This window comes from Nocardia amikacinitolerans (assembly GCF_900215415.1).
Classification (GTDB): Bacteria; Actinomycetota; Actinomycetes; order Mycobacteriales; family Mycobacteriaceae; genus Nocardia; species Nocardia amikacinitolerans.
This window is the reverse complement of the sequence record NZ_OBEG01000010.1, coordinates 171,153-187,304: the sequence shown is the minus strand read 5'-3', so window position 1 is coordinate 187,304 and position 16,152 is coordinate 171,153. Positions and strand designations below refer to the sequence as shown.

The window sequence follows — 16,152 nt, the reverse complement described above, 5'->3', positions numbered from 1 at the left end:
GTCCCGTCGCGAGTGCGGCCGCGAGTCGAGTACTGCACTGTCGGTCACGAGTTCCAAACCCTACAGCCCACTGCGGCGCTTGGCATCGGCCGCCGAGGTGTTGATGATGGTCTGATGAACTGCACCGGAAGGCCTTGTTCGCATCGTGCTACAGTTCACGGCGGCTCGGGCTCCGCTGTCCAGCGGGCAGTACCGGCACGCACCGTCATCGAAAGTTGATTCAGCTGATGCCGATTCCCTCCGCTCGCCCGTACTCCGACCCTGCCGCGGACGGACGTCCCGGCGTCGACCGGCCGCACGGCATTTCCGTTGTGGTTCCGGTGTATCGGGGCGAGAACACCATCGGCGGACTGGTCGCCGAGCTGCACGCGCTCACCGCGGGCTCGGAGACGCCAGGCGGCACCGCGTTCACCGTCCAGGAAATCATTCTGGTGCACGACAACGGGCCCGATCGTTCCGATGTCGTGCTGCAAGAGCTGGAGCAGACCTATCCCGAGGTGCGCACCGTCTGGCTGAGCCGCAATTTCGGCCAGGACGCCGCCACCATCGCCGGAATGTCGGCCGCGCGCGGCGACTGGATCGTCACCATGGACGAGGACGGCCAGCACGATCCGCGCTTCATCGGCGCATTCCTGGACGCGGCGCTCAACGGGCGCGCGGACCTGGTCTACTCCAAGCCGACCAACACCCGCCCGCACGGTTTCCTGCGCAATCTGACCTCGCGCGGGGCCAAGATCGTGCTGGCGACGCTGTTCGCCTTCCCCGATTCCACCAGGTTCGAGAGCTACCGGCTGATTCGCGGCGCCATCGGCCGCCAGCTCGCCGAGGTCGCCTCCAACGGCGTGTACCTCGATGTCGCGCTGACCTGGGTGGTCGGCACGGTCGTCCAGGAACCGGTGATGCTGCGCGCCGAGGGCCGCGAGGAGTCCGGCTACAACTACCGCAGGCTGTTCTCGCTGTTCTGGAAGATGGTGCTGTGCAGCGGAACCCGCGGCCTTCGCCTGGTCAGCATGCTTGGCGTGACGCTGGCGCTGGCCGGTGTGGTGATGGCGGGCGTCGTCGTGTACGAGGCGCTCACGACCGACGGCTGGGCGCCGGAGGGCTGGGCCTCCACCATCGTGGTGCTGCTGTTGTGTTCCGGAGCGATCCTGTTCTCGCTCGGCCTGATCGCCGAATATCTCGGTGTCGCCCTGCACATCCTGGTGGGCAAGCCGCTCTATCTCACCGTCGACTCACCGACGCCGCGCCCGATCGACGCGCGGGAACTGACCACGACCACGAGTAGGGGGATCGACCGGGTTGAGCACTGACCGCGTCATCTTCAGCCGCCCGTTCCGGGCGCGCCGGGAACTGGCCAATCTGGAGGCCGTGCTTGCCTCCGACCACAGCCATGGCGACGGGCAGTTCACCGCGTCGGCCACCGCGAAGCTCAAGGCCATCACGGGCGCGCCGCACGCGCTGCTGACCACCTCGTGCACCTCCGCGCTGGAGATGGCCGGTCTGCTGCTCGAGCTCGGCCCCGACGACGAAGTCATCGTGCCGAGTTTCGCGTTCACCTCCACGGCCACGTCGATGGCGCTGCGCGGGGCGACCTGCGTGTTCGCCGACATCGACCCGGCGTCGGGCAACCTGGATCCGGAATCGGTGGCCGCCTCGGTCACCGAGCGAACCAAGGCCGTGGTGGTCATCCACTACGGCGGTGTGGCCGCCGACATGGAAGGTCTGCTCGCGCTGGCCGCCCAGCACGGCTTCGCCGTCGTCGAGGACAACGCGCACGGGCTCGGCGGCAGGTGGCGCGGGCAGCCGCTCGGCACCATCGGCACGCTTGGCACGCTCAGCTTCCACGACACCAAGAACGTGCACTGCGGCGAGGGCGGCGCGCTGCTTCTCACCGACGAGATCCTGATGGCGCGCGCGGAGATCATCCGGGAGAAGGGCACCGACCGTGCCCGTTTCCTGCGCGGCGCGGTGGACAAGTACTCCTGGCAGGACATCGGTTCCAGCTACCTGCCCAGCGAGCTGAACGCGGCGGTGCTCGACGCGCAGCTCGACGAGTTCGACACGATCCAGTCCGGCAGGCATCGGGTGTGGGACGCGTACGCGGCCGGGCTGGCGGACTGGGCCGCGCGCAACGACGTCCGGCTCATGACGGTGCCCGAGGACCGCGCGCACACCGCGCACCTGTACTACCTGCGCACGCCCACCGAGCAGCGCCGCGACGACCTGATCGCACACCTCGGCGGTCTCGGCATCTCAGCTCCGTTCCACTACGTGCCGCTGGACTCCAGCCCGGCGGGCCTCAAGCTCGGCCGCACACCGCGGCCCTGTGTGCGCAGCGCGGAGTTCTCCGGAACCGTTGTGCGCCTTCCACTCTGGCCGGATCTGCGCGACGAGCAGGTGGCCAGGGTGATCGAGGCGGTCACCGCCTTCACCGTCTGACCCGCGAGACCGACCGAACGTCACCGTCACCCGGTCGGGCGCGGTGGCGGTCACCCTCGGTCGTTCACGCCGTCAGCACGTACAACTTCTCGCGGCCGCCCGCGATCAGTGCGCGGTGGGCGATGCGCGGCCGGTAGCGATCGAAGAATTCGTCCAGGGTCGCCTCGGTGAAGCGGTGCGCCTGGCGACCGTCGCCCGCGTTGGTGAACCGTCGTCCGACGGTGGCCAGGATTCGGTTGCGGCTGGTCGCGAGGTTGCGGACGGGTTCGGCGACGATCACGGCCTTGCGCGCGGCCGCGAGCATCCGGTCCAGCACCGGTCCCGGCTCGGGCAGAAAGTGGTAGAGGCTGGCCTGCATGATGACGTAGTCCGCCTCCGGCAACGCCGCGTCGGAGCGCATGTTCCAGACCAGGCCGCGACCGCCCGCGCGGGAGACGCCCGCGACGAAACCCTCGTTGAGGTCGAGCCCGGTGTAGTCGACCGACTTGGCGCGCAGGTAGCGGGTGTACAGCGTCGCCGGACCGCAGCAGACATCGACAACCTCGGCGCCGTCGGGCACCAGCCCGGCGATCGCGCCGTACCTGGCCGCGTAGTGGCGGCCGTACAGCCCGCGCATCAGCAGCTCGTACACGGCGCGATTGCGATAGATGAGGCTTTGACTCACCAAGTACCCCTGAACGGTTGTCGGACGTCGGGTGCGGCCTCCGGCGCCGCGCGGGCGGACCCGCGCACAAACTATGCCAGCCGACGCCGCGACGCGAATTGTCCGGGTGCGCGAGCCGCGGCCAATCCGGCGGATCTACAACACGTTCCGGCCGCACCGGGGGCCGGTGCGGCCGGAATTGGGTTCAGTCACCGAACAGAGCGCGGGCCTCGGTCTCGGTGAGCACCTCGTAGTTCTCGGTCTCGCGGTGGTACCACCAGGTGAGCGGCCCTGGCTCCGGTCGCCCGGCGGCCTGCACCGCCCTGGTGGACGGCCGGTAGCTCGAGCTGCGTGGAATCTCGTCGACCACGTACACCAGGTCGGGCCGCTGCTCGGTGTCGAGAGCGCGCATCGCCTCGGTGACGTCCTTGGGCTCCAAGTGGAAACCCGCCCGCACGGACACCGCAGCCACCGCCAGGCAGTGGTCGCCGACCGGAAGGCCGTAGGCGACCTCCATGTCGACGGCGGTGATGTCGTTGAGCACGTCGACGATCGGCTGGGTGAACACCGGGCCGCGGGCACTGTGGATCACCGTGTCCTTGCGGTCGACCAGCCAGTAGTCGCCGTCGCTGTCGCGGCGGAACAGATTCTCGGTCGGCATCCACGAGTCGCCCGGGGTGAACACCCCGCGCAGGCCGCCCTCGGAGATGTCGACGCCCTCCGAGGCCCGGCCGATCAGCAGGCCGACCTCGTTGTCCGCGCAGCGGCGGGCGAAACCGGCATCGTCTACCAGGATGCGGCCCTCGCTCGGGTCGTAGGCCACCAGTTCGACCTTGGCGGTGCCTGGCACCGGGCGGCCCTTGCAGCCCGCCTTGGCTCCGGTCACGTTGGCGAGCACCACATCGCCCTCGATGGAGGCGTAGAACTCCAGCACCCGCGCCGGCTCGAACTGGTCCATGGTGCGCCGCCACAGTCCGGCGGGCATCCCCGAGCCGATGAACAACCGGATCGGGTGGCTGTGCCCGGCGGGGAACACCCCGGCGTCGAGGATGTCGCGCAGCATCGTCCAGGTGTAGGTCACCACCGTGACGCCGTAGCGGTGCACCTCCTCGGCGAACTGCTCCGGATCGAGCGACCTGGCCAGCGCGATGCGGCTGCCGCCCGCGATCGCGCCGCCGAGGCTGACCAGCAGTCCGGACGAGTGGTGCAGCGGCGCGAGGCAATACACCGTGTCCTTGCGGTCGAGATCGGCGGTGGTCGCGGTGCCGAAGGCCGACAGCGCCCAGCGGTGGTTGGTGATGTGCTTGGTCTCCAACCGGTCACCGGTGCCGGTCACCAGTACGAAGGCCAGCTCGCGCGCCAAACCAGGGTTGGGGCGGTACCAGCCGGGCACCCGCACCTGGGTGGGATCGATCTGCTCGAGGTCGATCACGTTGTCGCCCAAGGTGATGTCGAGTCCGCGGGCGTCGCCGCCGCCCAACACCAGGACCCGAGCGCCGCTCGCCGCCGCCTGGCGCAGGTTCTCCGGATCGACGATCACCGTGTCGGCGCCGGTGAGTTCGATGGCGCGGTTCAGCTCGCTGCCCGGCGCGAGCAGCACCGCCACCGCGCCGAGGCGCGACAGCGCCGCCACCGTCACCAGGGCGCTCGGGCGGGTCTCCATCAGCACGCCGACCCGGGTCGCGGGCCGGATGCCGACGGAGATGAGCCCGCGGACCACGTTGTCGATGCGGACCTGCACCGCCGCGTTGGTGTGCACCCGGTCCTCGAAGAGGAAGCATTCGCGCAACGGCGCCCGCTTGGCCTGCTCGGCGAGCAGCTTGCCGAGCGAGATGCGGGTGTTGGGCTGGATCCTGCCCAACCGGGTCAACCTGGGCACCGCACGCGCCGCCTCGCCCGCCAGCTCGATCGAACCCCGCACGGTGTTGTTGGCGATGCCTTCCAGCGCCTTGCCGACCCCGGCGCCCGCCTCGGCCAGCGTCCCCGCGGTGTGCACCACCCGGGTGGCCGCCGAGCGCGGCCGGTTGGTCGTCACGTGCTCGGACATACGGAAGATCTCTTCGGGCAGCGGCTTGTCGCGGTCCATCCACTCCACCCACTGGCGCACCAGCGGCCAGGTGTGGTTGGTTGCCATGCTGCCCGCGACAAGACCGAAATGACCCGCGACCAGGCTGGCCTCGAAGACCTCGGCGTTCGGCGCCGCGCGCACGATGCCGCGCACCGCGGCGGGCTGGCCGATGTCGTCCACCTCGCCGACGAAGGCGAGGATCGGGCACTTCAGTTCGGCCAGCGAGATCGGCTGATCGCGAATCACGAAGCCGCCGAGCATCATCCGGTTGTGCGCGACGAACTGCTTGAGCAGGTCGGCGGCCGCAGGCCCGGCGTAGCCGACCCAGCCGTCGCTGTTGAGGAAACGGCGCTGACGCTCCTTGGGCAGCAGCGCCTCACGGTCGTGCAGCTGGCGCAGGAAGTCGATCCTGGCCTTGGCGGTCTTGACCGGGTCGAGCATCTGGAAGCCGAATCGCACCATCGAATCGGTGATGGGCAGCCGCGTCACCACGTGGTCGGCGAGGAAATCCGCCACGTCCGACACCAGGCCGTAGGGCAGGCCGAACGGCATGCCCGCGACGATGTCGACCGGGCTGCCGAAGGTCACGATGCTCTCGACGCCCTTGCCGAAGCGGTAGGCGGTGGTCTGGTAGGCGAACATGCCGCCCTGCGAGTAACCCATCAGGTGCACGTTGCTGCCGGTCGCCTCGCAGACTGTGTCGATGGCGCTGCTCACCGCGAGCACGTGGTCGGCGAGATCGCGCTCCCAGCCGCCCTCCTCGCTCGCCGGAGAACCGAAATCGACCACCCAGCAATCGATTCCGCCGCGATGCAGGATGCCGACGGCGCCGTCCTCCGCGTTCACGTCCCAGATGTCGGCATTGACCATCAACGGCGGCACCAGCACCGCGACCGGGCGACCGGGCGTGGCATCGTCGGGGAAATAATGGCGCAGCCGATACATCCTGCGCCGCTCGACCACCTCGAAGGGCGACGACTCGACATCGTGGGTGAGCCCACCGAAGCGGATCACCTCCAGGCCGTTCTGCGCGGTCGCCATCAACCGCTGCACCGAACCCACCAATTCCTTACCGAAGTTCACCATCGCTCCTGGCCCTACCCTGCAATGTGCCCACACGACCTTCGCGCGCTCGGCGCGAAGAGACACCTTCCGACCCCCGGGGAAGTATGCCGTCCACGCGTATAGACGAGCTTCCCACATCGGGGTGATCTCATGTGTCGGCTGTGACAGGTTCCATGGCAGGTGAGCGCGGTCACCGCCCCATGACGTGGATGTACATGCTCTCGAACGGTTCGGGGCTGACGCTGAGATCACCGCGGAACGGATAGTCCATGGCCGCGATCAGGAAGATCATCGCGCCGAGGAAGAAGGCGAACAGACCACCGAGCACCAGGTGCGCGCCGCGACTCAGACTGAACATGCACAGCAACACCAGGTTGACCGCGCCGCCGACCAGGATGACCCACCACAGCACGTCGGGCATGCCGCCCGCGGTGGCGTTGATCCGGTGCCTGCGGTCGGAGTCGAACTGCGCGAACTGTTCGATGGTCGCGGCGTGCACGATCTCCTGCGCGGTCGTCTGCGGCTCGAAAGCCAACAGGTTCACTTGGAACCGGGTCACCAGGGCCGTGCCGCCCATCGGCTCGCGCCCCTCCCGCAGCGCGGGCCACGCCTCGGTCAGCACGTTGTCGGCGTAGTCGACCAGATCCTGCTGAAGCTGGGTGCGCTGCGGCTCCGGGTAGGCGCCCACCTCGCGGTAGAGCGTGCCGAGCGCGGCGGCCTCGTCGGCGACCAACGCCTGTGCGGTGTCGTAGGACTCGTAGGTCGCCGCCGCGATCAGGCCGAGCAGCAGGCCGTAGAACACGCCGCCGACGGTCAGCACCATCGTGACGGTGTCGTTCTTGCCGGGCTCGGGCCCGAAGATCCTGATCACGTACTTGCGTGACACCAGGATGCCGACGGAAGCGAGTAGCACTGCGGTGCCGGTGATGATGAGGAAGACCAGCCAGATCGGCAACACGTAGATCCACGTGAACATGGACAGAAGATAGCCAGCCGACCGCGAATCGTCGGCGAATCCATGATTCATCCCAGGATGTTCGCGCGCGTCGCCGTGCCGTTATCTGCCGTTGGTCGAATCGAACGCATGTCGTGACCATCCGAATCCGCTCCCGCGGATCTGCGAATTTCGCTGCGCCGCAACACTTCCGCCACCTACCATCGATGCCGTCTGGAACGCACTGTCGCACAAGTCTTTTCCACTCGAATGTCTCTCCATTCGCAGGCCATTTCCGGTCTGCTGATCTGCCGTGCCCAAGAAACACCATCGACCGTCCCGGTGACCCCTCGAGGTGAGGACCACGCATGACCATCGAAATGCCAGTCCAATCGGAAAACAACGTTCGCAAGAGCCTGAGCACGGGCGCCGCGCACCAGCTGGCGCACACCACCAAATCCGAACCGCAGATGCAGGGAATCAGCTCGCGCTGGCTCACCCGCACGCTGCCCTGGGTGCAGGTCAACGGCGGTGTCTACCGCGTGAACCGGCGCCTGACCCACACCGTCGGCAACGGTGAGGTCGAATTCGTCGTCGACGGCGGACAGGCCCGCGTGATACCGCTGGAACTGCAAGAACTTCCGCCGTTGCGCGGATTCGACGACGAGGAAACGCTTTCCGCGCTCGCGCAGCGTTTCGAACAGCGCGATCTCGAACCAGGAACTGTCGTCGCGGAATTCGGCAATCCGATGAATCAGGTCATTCTGATCGTGCACGGCAAGCTGGCCAAAATCGGCTCGGGCGAATTCGGCGAACAAACGAAGGTCGGCATGCTCGGCACCGGTGATTACTTCGGCGCCGAAACCTTGCTCGATTCCTCCGCCATCTGGCCGGTGACCGTCAAGACGGTCACCAAGACGACCATGCTCGTGCTGCCCCGGCAATCGCTCGACGAAATGGTCGACGCCGCACCGGCATTGCGCGAGCAACTCGAACGCGTCGCCGCCGCGCCCGCCCACCGGCAGAATTCCAAGGGCGAGGCGAACATCGAGATCTCCTCGGGCCACGACGGCGAGCCGCTGCTGGAAGGCACCTTCGTCGACTACGACGCCTCCCCGCGCGAATACGAACTCAGCCTGGCGCAGAGCGTGTTGCGAGTGCATTCGCGCGTGGCCGACCTGTTCAACGATCCGATGAATCAGGTCGAACAGCAGTTGCGCCTGACCATCGAGGCGCTCTACGAACGCCGGGAACACGATCTGGTCAACAATCCCGATTTCGGGCTGCTGCACAACTGCGATCTCAAACAGCGCATCTACACCGAGTCCGGGCCGCCGACCCCGGACGACATGGACGAGCTGCTGAGCATGCGCCGCAGCACGAAAATGTTTCTGGCGCATCCGAAAGCGATCGCCGCGTTCGGCCGCGAATGCACCAAGCGCGGGATCTATCCCGACCCGGTGGACGTCGACGGACACCGGGTGCCCGCCTGGCGCGGCGTGCCGATCTACCCGTGCGGCAAGATCCCGGTCAGCGACAACGGGACCACCTCGATCCTCGCCATGCGCCTCGGCGAGAAGGATCAGGGCGTAATCGGATTGCACCAGACCGGAATTCCGGACGAGTTCGAGCCGAGTCTGAACGTGCGCTTCAAGGGTATCGACGACCAGTCGATCATCTCCTACCTGGTCAGCTGCTACTACTCGGCCGCCGTGCTGGTCCCGGACGCCCTCGGGGTGCTCGACAATGTCCTGGTCGCCCGGCAGGCGGACTAGCCGGGGTGATGACCGATGTCGGTGCTCTCCCGCGCCGCCGCGCCCGCCGCCACGCACGATCTGGCCGCCGACGTCGTGGCGCTGCTCACCAACACGCACAGCACGGCGCCCGCCGAGCTGTTCGCCGAAGCGGTAGCCGAATCCCCGGCGCCGCCGACCGATTCGAGTCCACCCGCGCGAGCGGCCGGCCCGACGCCGGTCCAGCTGCTCGGCCCGAGGGGGCTCGGGTCGGGCGCGCTGCGGTTGCCCGTCGATCGCACCGCCGGACCGACCACGCCGTACCTGGCGCCGGACGGTCTGGCGCTCGGGCCGTCCGCACCCGACGCCGCTCCGGTCGCGGACGGCGTCGACGAGGCTCCGTCCGGTTCGCCGGTCGGGAACGTCGCGCACTCCGTCGGGCCGGCGCAGGGGGCCGGTCCGGCGGGGTCGCGGCGCCCGCCGATTCCGTCCGGTCCCGCCGTTCCGGTCGCCGGACGAATCGACGGCCGCGTCGCACCGGAAAGCAACGGGCACGCATCCGGCGCAGGCGGGATGTCCACGACGGATGGATTCCGGTCTCGAATTCCCCTGGGACCGAGCGGATTGGGGACCGCGGGCTCGGCGGTGCGTCCGGCACCGGTCGCAATGTCCGATCCGGCGCCCGTCCCGCTCGGCCCGACCGGGCTCGGCACGGAATCCACGCGGCGCGGTGGCGGTAGCTCTCGGATACCGCCGCTCTATTGTCCGCCGCCGCTGCGCGACGATCCGACGCTTGCCGAGGCGGTGAACGAGGGACTGCTGGCTTGGGCCGAGGACATCGGGCTCTACGCCGGTCGGCTGGACGAGTTGCGCAAGGCCGACTTCGGACGGCTCATCATGCTCGCCCACCCCGACTGTTCCGACGCCGATCGGCTGCTTGCCGCGGCCAAATGCGCGGTCTCGGAATGGTCGGTGGACGACTACTACTGCGAGGAGGACGCCGACGACCGCGCACCGGACGGCACCCCGTCCAGCCCGGAGGCCGAACTGGGGCCCCGACTCGAATTGTGTATGGCCGTCATGGATCCCGCGCATCTGCCCGCGCGCTACGCACCGCAGCTGGAACGGACATTGCAGGCCGATCCGATCATGCGCGCCTTCCGTACCTCGTTCGAGCACTTGGCCAAGTACGCCACCTCGGCCCAATTGGCCAGGCTGCGAACCGAGATCGCAGGCTGGTTCATCGCACTGGGCGCCGAGGCGGGCTGGCGCGGCGCGGGCCGGATGCCGCCGGTCTGGGAATATCTCGCCAACCGCCAGCCGCACAGCTTTCTGCCGTGCATGGCCCCGATCGACGTACTCGGCGGCTACGAACTCTCGGCGGCCGAATACACCCACCCGGCGATGCGGCGCGTAACGACAACCGCGGCGCTCGCCGCCCAGATGGTCAACGACCTGTATTCGATGGCACGCGAAGACCTTTCCAACGGAAGGGAATTCAACCTCCCCACGGTGCTCGCCGCCGAAGAGCGGTGCTCCCGTCGGGAGGCGGTGCTGCACACCGCGGCGGTCCACGACGAACTCGTGCACCGCTTCGAACGCGAGGCCGCGCCGCTGGCCGCCGGCGGATCGCCGGAACTGCGACGCTTCCTCGTCGGACTGTGGGCATGGATGGGCGGCAACCGCGCCTGGCATGCCGACAGCCGTCGCTACACAGATGTCGGATAGCCGGTACCGCAATGAGAGAGGATGATCACGCATGACCATGCTCAACCCCAAGACCGAGGCCGTGCTGCGCACCAACTACCAGAAATCCGTTGCGGCGTACTGGAACAACAACCCCAACGACGACCGCGTCAACACCAAGCTCGGTGAGGTCGACGGGCTCTACCACCACCACTACGGCATCGGCGACCCCGATCTCTCGGTGCTGGAAGGTCCCGAGGAGACGCGCCAGCAACGGATCGTCGAGGAGCTGCACCGGCTCGAGACCGCGCAGGCCGATCTGCTGCTCGACCACCTCGGCGACGTCCGTCCCGGCGACCGGCTGATGGACGGCGGCTCCGGCCGCGGCGGCACCAGTTTCATGGCCAACCAGCGCTTCGGCTGCCAGGTGGACGGTGTCACCATCTCCGAGTACCAGGTCGGCTTCGCCAACGACCAGGCCGCGCACCGCGGCGTCGCGGACAAGGTGAGGTTCCACTTCCGCAACATGCTCGACACCGGCTTCGACAGCGGCGTGATGCGCGGGATCTGGACCAACGAGACCACCATGTACGTCGACCTGTTCGACCTGTTCCGCGAGTTCTCCCGGCTGCTGGAGCCGGGTGGGCGCTATGTCTGCATCACCGGCTGCTCCAACGACGTCACCGGCGGGCGCTCGTCCTCGGTCAGCTGGATCGACGCGCACTACGGCTGCATGATCCATCCGCGCAGCGAGTACTTCCGCGCCCTCGCCGAGAACGGACTGGTTCCCATCGACGTGGTCGACCTCACGGCCGCCACCATCCCGTACTGGGATCTGCGCACGAAATCCGAGCTCGCGACGGGTGTGGAGAAGCCGTTCCTCACCGCGTACCGGGAGGGCAGCTTCCAGTACCTGCTGATCGCCGCCGATAAGGTGGGGAGGTGACCGAGACCCTCGCCCAGCCGTTGACCGACCGCGAGGCCCTGCCCGTCGAGCTCGTGGACGAGGCGGGCCGCGCGGTCGGCGCGTGCCCGGTCTCGGAGGCGCACCGGGCGCCTGGGCGACTCCATCGCGCGTTCTCCGTCTTGCTCTTCGACGCGGCGGGACGGGTGCTGTTGCAGCAGCGGGCCGCCGTGAAGACCCGCTTTCCGCTGCTGTGGGCCAACACCTGCTGCGGACATCCCGCGCCCGGCGAGCCGGTCGCGGCCGCGGCGGCGGTGCGGCTCGCCGAGGAGCTCGGGCTGGCCACCACGCTCACCGAGGTCGGCGTCTTCCGCTATCACGCGCGGGACACCGCCACCGGACGCGTCGAACACGAATGGGACCACGTGATCATCGGCCTGCTCGACGCGGGCATGCCGAGGCCCGACCCCGCCGAGGTCGCCGCGTACACGTGGATCCAGCCGGAGGAGCTGCGTGCGGCGCTCGCGGAGGATCCGGCGAGTTATACGCCGTGGTTGGCGGATGTGTTGGAGATCGCCGACGCGGCGCATCACGCGGGGCGTGCGGGGTCGCTCTGAGTAGGGAGTAGTCGCAGCGGTCGGCAAAGCCATGGCCCAGCCCGCGAGTTGTCGGGCTGGGTCCTTCTTGTCTAGGTTCGACCGCCGACGGTGACCGGTATCGCTGATCATCGAGGCCTCGACCGCCGGCCGAACTGGCGCACGCTGCCGCTGATCGTCTGGGCTCTGGTTCGGTGAGTAGCGCGCAGAGTCCGCACGTCGAAAAAATGGGCTCCCCGTTCCTTGCAGATCTCGAAGGGGTCGAACGTTGTCGCCGGATTACATCTTGAATCAACATGCGTTCATGCGCATATTTACGTAGCGACATCTTGTTGATCGCTGCGCGGCCGTCGGTGGACCTGGCGGCGGAGGCTGCCGGTTATGGACTTGGCGGCGCAGGCGGGCGAGCCCGCGCACTCGCCATGTCGCAGCGCCAGCAGCAGCGGCAGGTCCCGCCCCGGTCCGAATTGGAACTCGTCTCGGGCGGTGCCTCCTTCAGAAGCTTGGGGAAATCACAGGATCGACACAGGGTCAATCCAGGGGCGGCCCCGATGCTGGAGTCGTACGGAAATCCGGGGGCGATTGCGAGGTACGCGGCATGGTGGAGATCGAGGTCACTGGAACGACGGTGACGGTCAAGGTGCTCGGCGGACATCGACTGCTCGCGCTGCGCGACCAACTCAGTTTCGACTTGCGCGATATCACCGAAGTCGCGCCTGCCGAGGTCGATCTGCGACCGCCGTGGGTGCGCGCGCCCGGCACCTTCTTCCCCGGCGTGATCGCCGCGGGCACCTTCCGCGGCAAGGGCCGCAAGGAATTCTGGGACACCCGTTTCGACGGCTCGGGCGTGCGCGTCGAGCTCAGGGGCTCGGAGTTCACCCGGCTCGTCATCGATGTCGCCGAGCCCGCCGATATCCTCGGCGCGCTGCGCACCGCCGTCGCGGCCTGACCCACTCCCCTCCCCCGCCGGTTCCCGACCGGCGGGTCGAATCGTTGATCGCCGCCGGATCGCGCGAAGCGGTCCGGTGGCGGCACCCGCGTCGCCGGGCCTCGGCGCGACGACGGCGACCGTCGACTCCCGAGAACGGACCCGATGCGGGGTAGGCGCGCCGGTTCGCCGTGTCCCAGACCCTTAGTCTGGGTAAGGGACAGAAAGGGGAAGCCTCGATGCCGACACCTCCGACAACGCAGTTCGTGGACCGGCGCTTCGTCGGCCTCGTCGCCGAATTCGACCGGCTCTTCCGCCGTCCGGGCGACGGCGGCGGCGCGCTGACGGTCTATCTGCACGGCGAGCCCGTGGTCGACGTCTGGGCAGGCTTCGCGCGACCGGGCGTTGCCTGGCAGCACGACACGCTGGCCGTGGCGTATTCCACCGGCAAGGGCGTCGCCGCCACGCTGCTGCACCGCCTCGCCGAACGCGGACTGCTCGACTACGACCGTCCCGTCGCCGAATACTGGCCCGAGTTCGCCGCGGCGGGCAAGGAGCACATCACCGTGCGCGCGCTGCTCAGCCACCGTGCGGGACTGCACCGGCTGCGCAATCTGCTGCCCGGTTCGCCAGAACGCTTCTTCGACGACGCCGCGGTCACGTCCGCGCTGGCCGCCGCCGCACCCGACCCGCGGCACCGCACGACCAGCGGCTATCACGGCATCAGCTTCGGACATCTCGTCGCCGAGCTGGTGCGGCGGGTCGCGGGCGCGGACTTCACCGACGTGCTGCGGACCGAGATCGCCGAGCCGCTCGGCGCCGAGGAACTCTGGTTCCGGGTGCCCGAGACCGAGCGCGACCGCATCGCCGTCAACTTCCCGAAGCTGACCGTCGCCGGGATGAGCTGGGAGAGCGGCGCGCGGATCATGGGTCGCAGCCGCCGCCTCGCCGCCGCCGCGGAGACGACGCCCAGCGGTTTCGCCGAGCTGATGTCGGACCCGCGACTGCACGATTCGGTGATGCCCGGTGTGAACGGCGTCTTCTCCGCGCGGGCGCTGGCCAGGCTCTACGGGGCGCTGGCGATCGGCGGCAGCCTCGACGGCTACCGGCTGCTCGGCGCGGAGACCATCGACCACATGCGCGAGCGCCAGGTCTTCACACCCGATTACGTGCTCGCGTTCCGCATCCCGTGGGGACTGGGATTCCACGGTGTGCCGATGATGCCCTCCAAGGCCGCGCCGATCTCGGCGTTCGGGCACTTCGGGCTCGGCGGCTCCGGCGCGTTCGCGGACCCGGCCACGGGGATGTCGCTCGGCTTCGTCACCAACCGGCTCGGCGGCAAGCTCACCCCACTCGGTGACGCTCGCTTGGCCCGGCTGGGCGCACTGGCGCACAACCTCGCGAAGAAAGCGGACTGAACACCCGAATCATAGGATGTCTTCGGCTCGCGATGGCAGCATGAGGCCATGGAGCTGATCGGGCTGGAACGGATCGAGTCGGCCGCGGCGCTGTTGGCGCCGGTGATCCGCCGGACGCCGGTGGTCGCGTCGCGGGTGCTGTCCGAACGTTGCGGCGCGGACGTGTGGTTGAAATGCGAGAACCTCCAGCGGACCGGCTCGTTCAAACCGCGCGGCGCGTACAACCGGATCGCGAATCTGCCGCCCGAGGACCGGGCGCGTGGGGTGGTCGCGGCGAGCGCGGGCAATCACGCGCAGGGCGTCGCGTGGGCGGCTACCACGCTCGGCATCGAGGCCACCGTCTTCATGCCGGTCGGCGCCTCGATACCGAAACTGGCCGCCACCAAGGCTTATGGCGCGCGGGTGCGACAGATCGGCGACACCATCGACGAAGCCCTCGACGCGGCACTGGATTTCGCGGCGCGTACCGGAGCCACGCTGATCCACCCGTTCGACCACCCGGACATCGTGGCCGGTCAGGCGACCGTGGGGCTCGAAATCCTGGAGCAGCTGCCGGATGTGGGCACGGTGCTCGTGCCGACCGGCGGCGGCGGATTGCTGGCCGGTATCGCCATCGCCCTGCACCGTCTTGCGCCCGACGTGCGGGTGATCGGGGTGCAGGCGGCCGAGGCCGCGGCGTGGCCGGAATCGCTGGCGGTCGGCAAACCGGTACGGGCGGAACGGATGTCGACCATGGCCGACGGCATCGCGGTGGGGCTGCCTGGTGAGGTGCCGTTCGCGCACATCGCCGCGCACGCGCCGCGCATCGTCACGGTGGACGAGGAGGCGCTGTCCACGGCGCTGCTGCTGTGCTTGGAACGCGCGAAGCTGATCGTCGAACCCGCGGGCGCGGCGGCTGTCGCGGCGCTGATGAGTTGCGCCGCAGGCGAACTCGAGCTGCGTGGGCCCGTCTGCGCGGTGCTTTCCGGCGGCAATATCGATCCGCTGCTGCTGACCCGGATCGTCAACCACGGCCTCAGCGCCGCCGGGCGTTATCTCGCTGTGCGCGTGACGATCTCGGATCGCCCCGGCGGATTGTCCGCATTGCTCACCGTGGTCGGCGGGACGGGCGCGAGCGTGGTCGACGTGGTCCACTCACGCACCGGGACTTGGCTTGCCGTCGACGAAGTCGAAGTCGCGCTCACGCTGGAAACTCGCGGACCCGACCACCGCGACGAGGTGCTCACCGCACTCGACGACGCGGGTTACACGGTGCGCGTTCAGGATTGAGGCCCTTCGTAACACGACGACGCGGACGCTAGTGCGAGCCGCCGAGTTCGAGTGCGAGCACGCCGAGAATGACCATCGCGATGCCGCCGACCTGCACCAAGCTGAGTCGTTCGTCCAGAAAAAGCACGCCGATGATCGCGATGGCCGCGACACCGACCGCGGACCAAATCCCGTAGGCCACACCGATCGGCATGCCCCGCTTCAGCGCCTGGGAGAGAAAGAAGAACGCCGCGCCGTAACCGATGACGACCACGATGGAGGGAACGAGCTTGGTGAACCCCTCGGAGAACTTCAGCGAAACGGTCGCGGTCACCTCGGAGGCGATCGCCAGCGCGAGTAGCAGCAAGGTCATGGCGGCAGCCTAGTGATTATCGGCGGTTCGAGATGTCACCGCTCGTACCACGGACCACGCCGCTACCAGGCCACAATCTCGACAGTCTCGGCGCGACACCGAAGGGTTCGCCTGTCC

13 protein-coding genes are annotated in these 16,152 nt (G+C 68.5%); 9 read left to right on the top strand and 4 right to left on the bottom strand.

The genetic code is table 11. The annotated features are described in order from the left end of the window. Window positions 1-227 precede the first annotated feature (227 nt). Both CRP45_RS32795 and rffA read left to right on the top strand, forming a co-directional pair. Window positions 228-1,310, top strand: a complete 1,083-nt coding sequence (locus tag CRP45_RS32795; protein WP_084483508.1) for a glycosyltransferase family 2 protein — start codon at window positions 228-230, stop codon at window positions 1,308-1,310. Beyond that, window positions 1,300-2,439: a dTDP-4-amino-4,6-dideoxygalactose transaminase gene (gene rffA, locus CRP45_RS32790; protein ID WP_097248471.1), complete on the top strand. Its 1,140-nt coding sequence runs from the start codon at window positions 1,300-1,302 to the stop codon at window positions 2,437-2,439. The genes CRP45_RS32795 and rffA overlap by 11 nt, the downstream gene beginning before the upstream one ends. Window positions 2,440-2,503: 64 nt before the next feature. Here rffA and CRP45_RS32785 read toward each other — a convergent pair whose 3' ends face one another. The 3 genes from CRP45_RS32785 to CRP45_RS32775 all read right to left on the bottom strand — a co-directional run bounded on the left by CRP45_RS32785 (window position 2,504) and on the right by CRP45_RS32775 (window position 7,191). After that, on the bottom strand, window positions 2,504-3,103 hold the full coding sequence (locus tag CRP45_RS32785; RefSeq protein WP_097248470.1) for a methionine biosynthesis protein MetW: 600 nt from the start codon (window positions 3,101-3,103) through the stop codon (window positions 2,504-2,506). Between the two features lie 184 nt (window positions 3,104-3,287). Then, window positions 3,288-6,236 carry an acyl-CoA synthetase gene (locus CRP45_RS32780; RefSeq protein ID WP_097248469.1) on the bottom strand — a complete coding sequence of 983 codons (2,949 nt, stop codon included), beginning with the start codon at window positions 6,234-6,236 and terminating at the stop codon, window positions 3,288-3,290. Window positions 6,237-6,405: 169 nt separating this feature from the next. Beyond that, window positions 6,406-7,191 carry a bestrophin-like domain gene (locus tag CRP45_RS32775; RefSeq protein WP_097248500.1) on the bottom strand — a complete coding sequence of 262 codons (786 nt, stop codon included), beginning with the start codon at window positions 7,189-7,191 and terminating at the stop codon, window positions 6,406-6,408. A 326-nt stretch (window positions 7,192-7,517) separates the two neighbouring features. Here CRP45_RS32775 and CRP45_RS32770 point away from each other — a divergent pair, with 326 nt between their 5' ends. The 7 genes from CRP45_RS32770 (at window position 7,518) to ilvA (ending at window position 15,683) form a co-directional block, all read left to right on the top strand. After that, window positions 7,518-8,924: a family 2B encapsulin nanocompartment shell protein gene (locus CRP45_RS32770; protein ID WP_097248468.1), complete on the top strand. Its 1,407-nt coding sequence runs from the start codon at window positions 7,518-7,520 to the stop codon at window positions 8,922-8,924. Window positions 8,925-8,939: 15 nt separating this feature from the next. Further along, window positions 8,940-10,610, top strand: coding sequence for a family 2 encapsulin nanocompartment cargo protein terpene cyclase (locus CRP45_RS34870; RefSeq protein ID WP_245910669.1), 1,671 nt, complete (start codon window positions 8,940-8,942; stop codon window positions 10,608-10,610). Window positions 10,611-10,641: 31 nt separating this feature from the next. Then, window positions 10,642-11,514: a geranyl diphosphate 2-C-methyltransferase gene (locus CRP45_RS32760; RefSeq protein ID WP_097248467.1), complete on the top strand. Its 873-nt coding sequence runs from the start codon at window positions 10,642-10,644 to the stop codon at window positions 11,512-11,514. Continuing rightward, the gene (idi, locus tag CRP45_RS32755; RefSeq protein WP_245910668.1) at window positions 11,511-12,089 is read left to right on the top strand and encodes an isopentenyl-diphosphate Delta-isomerase; all 579 of its coding nucleotides are present in this window, start codon (window positions 11,511-11,513) and stop codon (window positions 12,087-12,089) included. The genes CRP45_RS32760 and idi overlap by 4 nt, the downstream gene beginning before the upstream one ends. A gap of 577 nt (window positions 12,090-12,666) precedes the next feature. After that, window positions 12,667-13,017, top strand: a complete 351-nt coding sequence (locus tag CRP45_RS32750; RefSeq protein ID WP_097248466.1) for a hypothetical protein — start codon at window positions 12,667-12,669, stop codon at window positions 13,015-13,017. 218 nt (window positions 13,018-13,235) lie between these two features. Further along, window positions 13,236-14,414 carry a serine hydrolase domain-containing protein gene (locus tag CRP45_RS32745; protein ID WP_097248465.1) on the top strand — a complete coding sequence of 393 codons (1,179 nt, stop codon included), beginning with the start codon at window positions 13,236-13,238 and terminating at the stop codon, window positions 14,412-14,414. A 48-nt stretch (window positions 14,415-14,462) separates the two neighbouring features. After that, on the top strand, window positions 14,463-15,683 hold the full coding sequence (gene ilvA, locus CRP45_RS32740; protein WP_097248464.1) for a threonine ammonia-lyase: 1,221 nt from the start codon (window positions 14,463-14,465) through the stop codon (window positions 15,681-15,683). 28 nt (window positions 15,684-15,711) lie between these two features. Here the strand turns inward: ilvA and CRP45_RS32735 are convergent, their stop codons facing one another. After that, window positions 15,712-16,035, bottom strand: a complete 324-nt coding sequence (locus CRP45_RS32735; RefSeq protein ID WP_097248463.1) for a DMT family transporter — start codon at window positions 16,033-16,035, stop codon at window positions 15,712-15,714. Window positions 16,036-16,152 lie beyond the last annotated feature (117 nt).

Bases quoted from the DNA above. Each gene is read 5' to 3' on its own strand.
- CRP45_RS32780 (WP_097248469.1), bottom strand. From the start codon at position 6,236: ATGGTGAACTTCGGTAAGGAATTGGTGGGTTCGGTGCAGCGGTTGATG.
- CRP45_RS32760 (WP_097248467.1), top strand. From the start codon at position 10,642: ATGACCATGCTCAACCCCAAGACCGAGGCCGTGCTGCGCACCAACTAC.
- CRP45_RS32775 (WP_097248500.1), bottom strand. From the start codon at position 7,191: ATGTTCACGTGGATCTACGTGTTGCCGATCTGGCTGGTCTTCCTCATC.
- CRP45_RS32770 (WP_097248468.1), top strand. From the start codon at position 7,518: ATGACCATCGAAATGCCAGTCCAATCGGAAAACAACGTTCGCAAGAGC.
- ilvA (WP_097248464.1), top strand. From the start codon at position 14,463: ATGGAGCTGATCGGGCTGGAACGGATCGAGTCGGCCGCGGCGCTGTTG.
- CRP45_RS32750 (WP_097248466.1), top strand. From the start codon at position 12,667: ATGGTGGAGATCGAGGTCACTGGAACGACGGTGACGGTCAAGGTGCTC.
- CRP45_RS34870 (WP_245910669.1), top strand. From the start codon at position 8,940: ATGTCGGTGCTCTCCCGCGCCGCCGCGCCCGCCGCCACGCACGATCTG.
- CRP45_RS32745 (WP_097248465.1), top strand. From the start codon at position 13,236: ATGCCGACACCTCCGACAACGCAGTTCGTGGACCGGCGCTTCGTCGGC.
- CRP45_RS32735 (WP_097248463.1), bottom strand. From the start codon at position 16,035: ATGACCTTGCTGCTACTCGCGCTGGCGATCGCCTCCGAGGTGACCGCG.
- CRP45_RS32795 (WP_084483508.1), top strand. From the start codon at position 228: ATGCCGATTCCCTCCGCTCGCCCGTACTCCGACCCTGCCGCGGACGGA.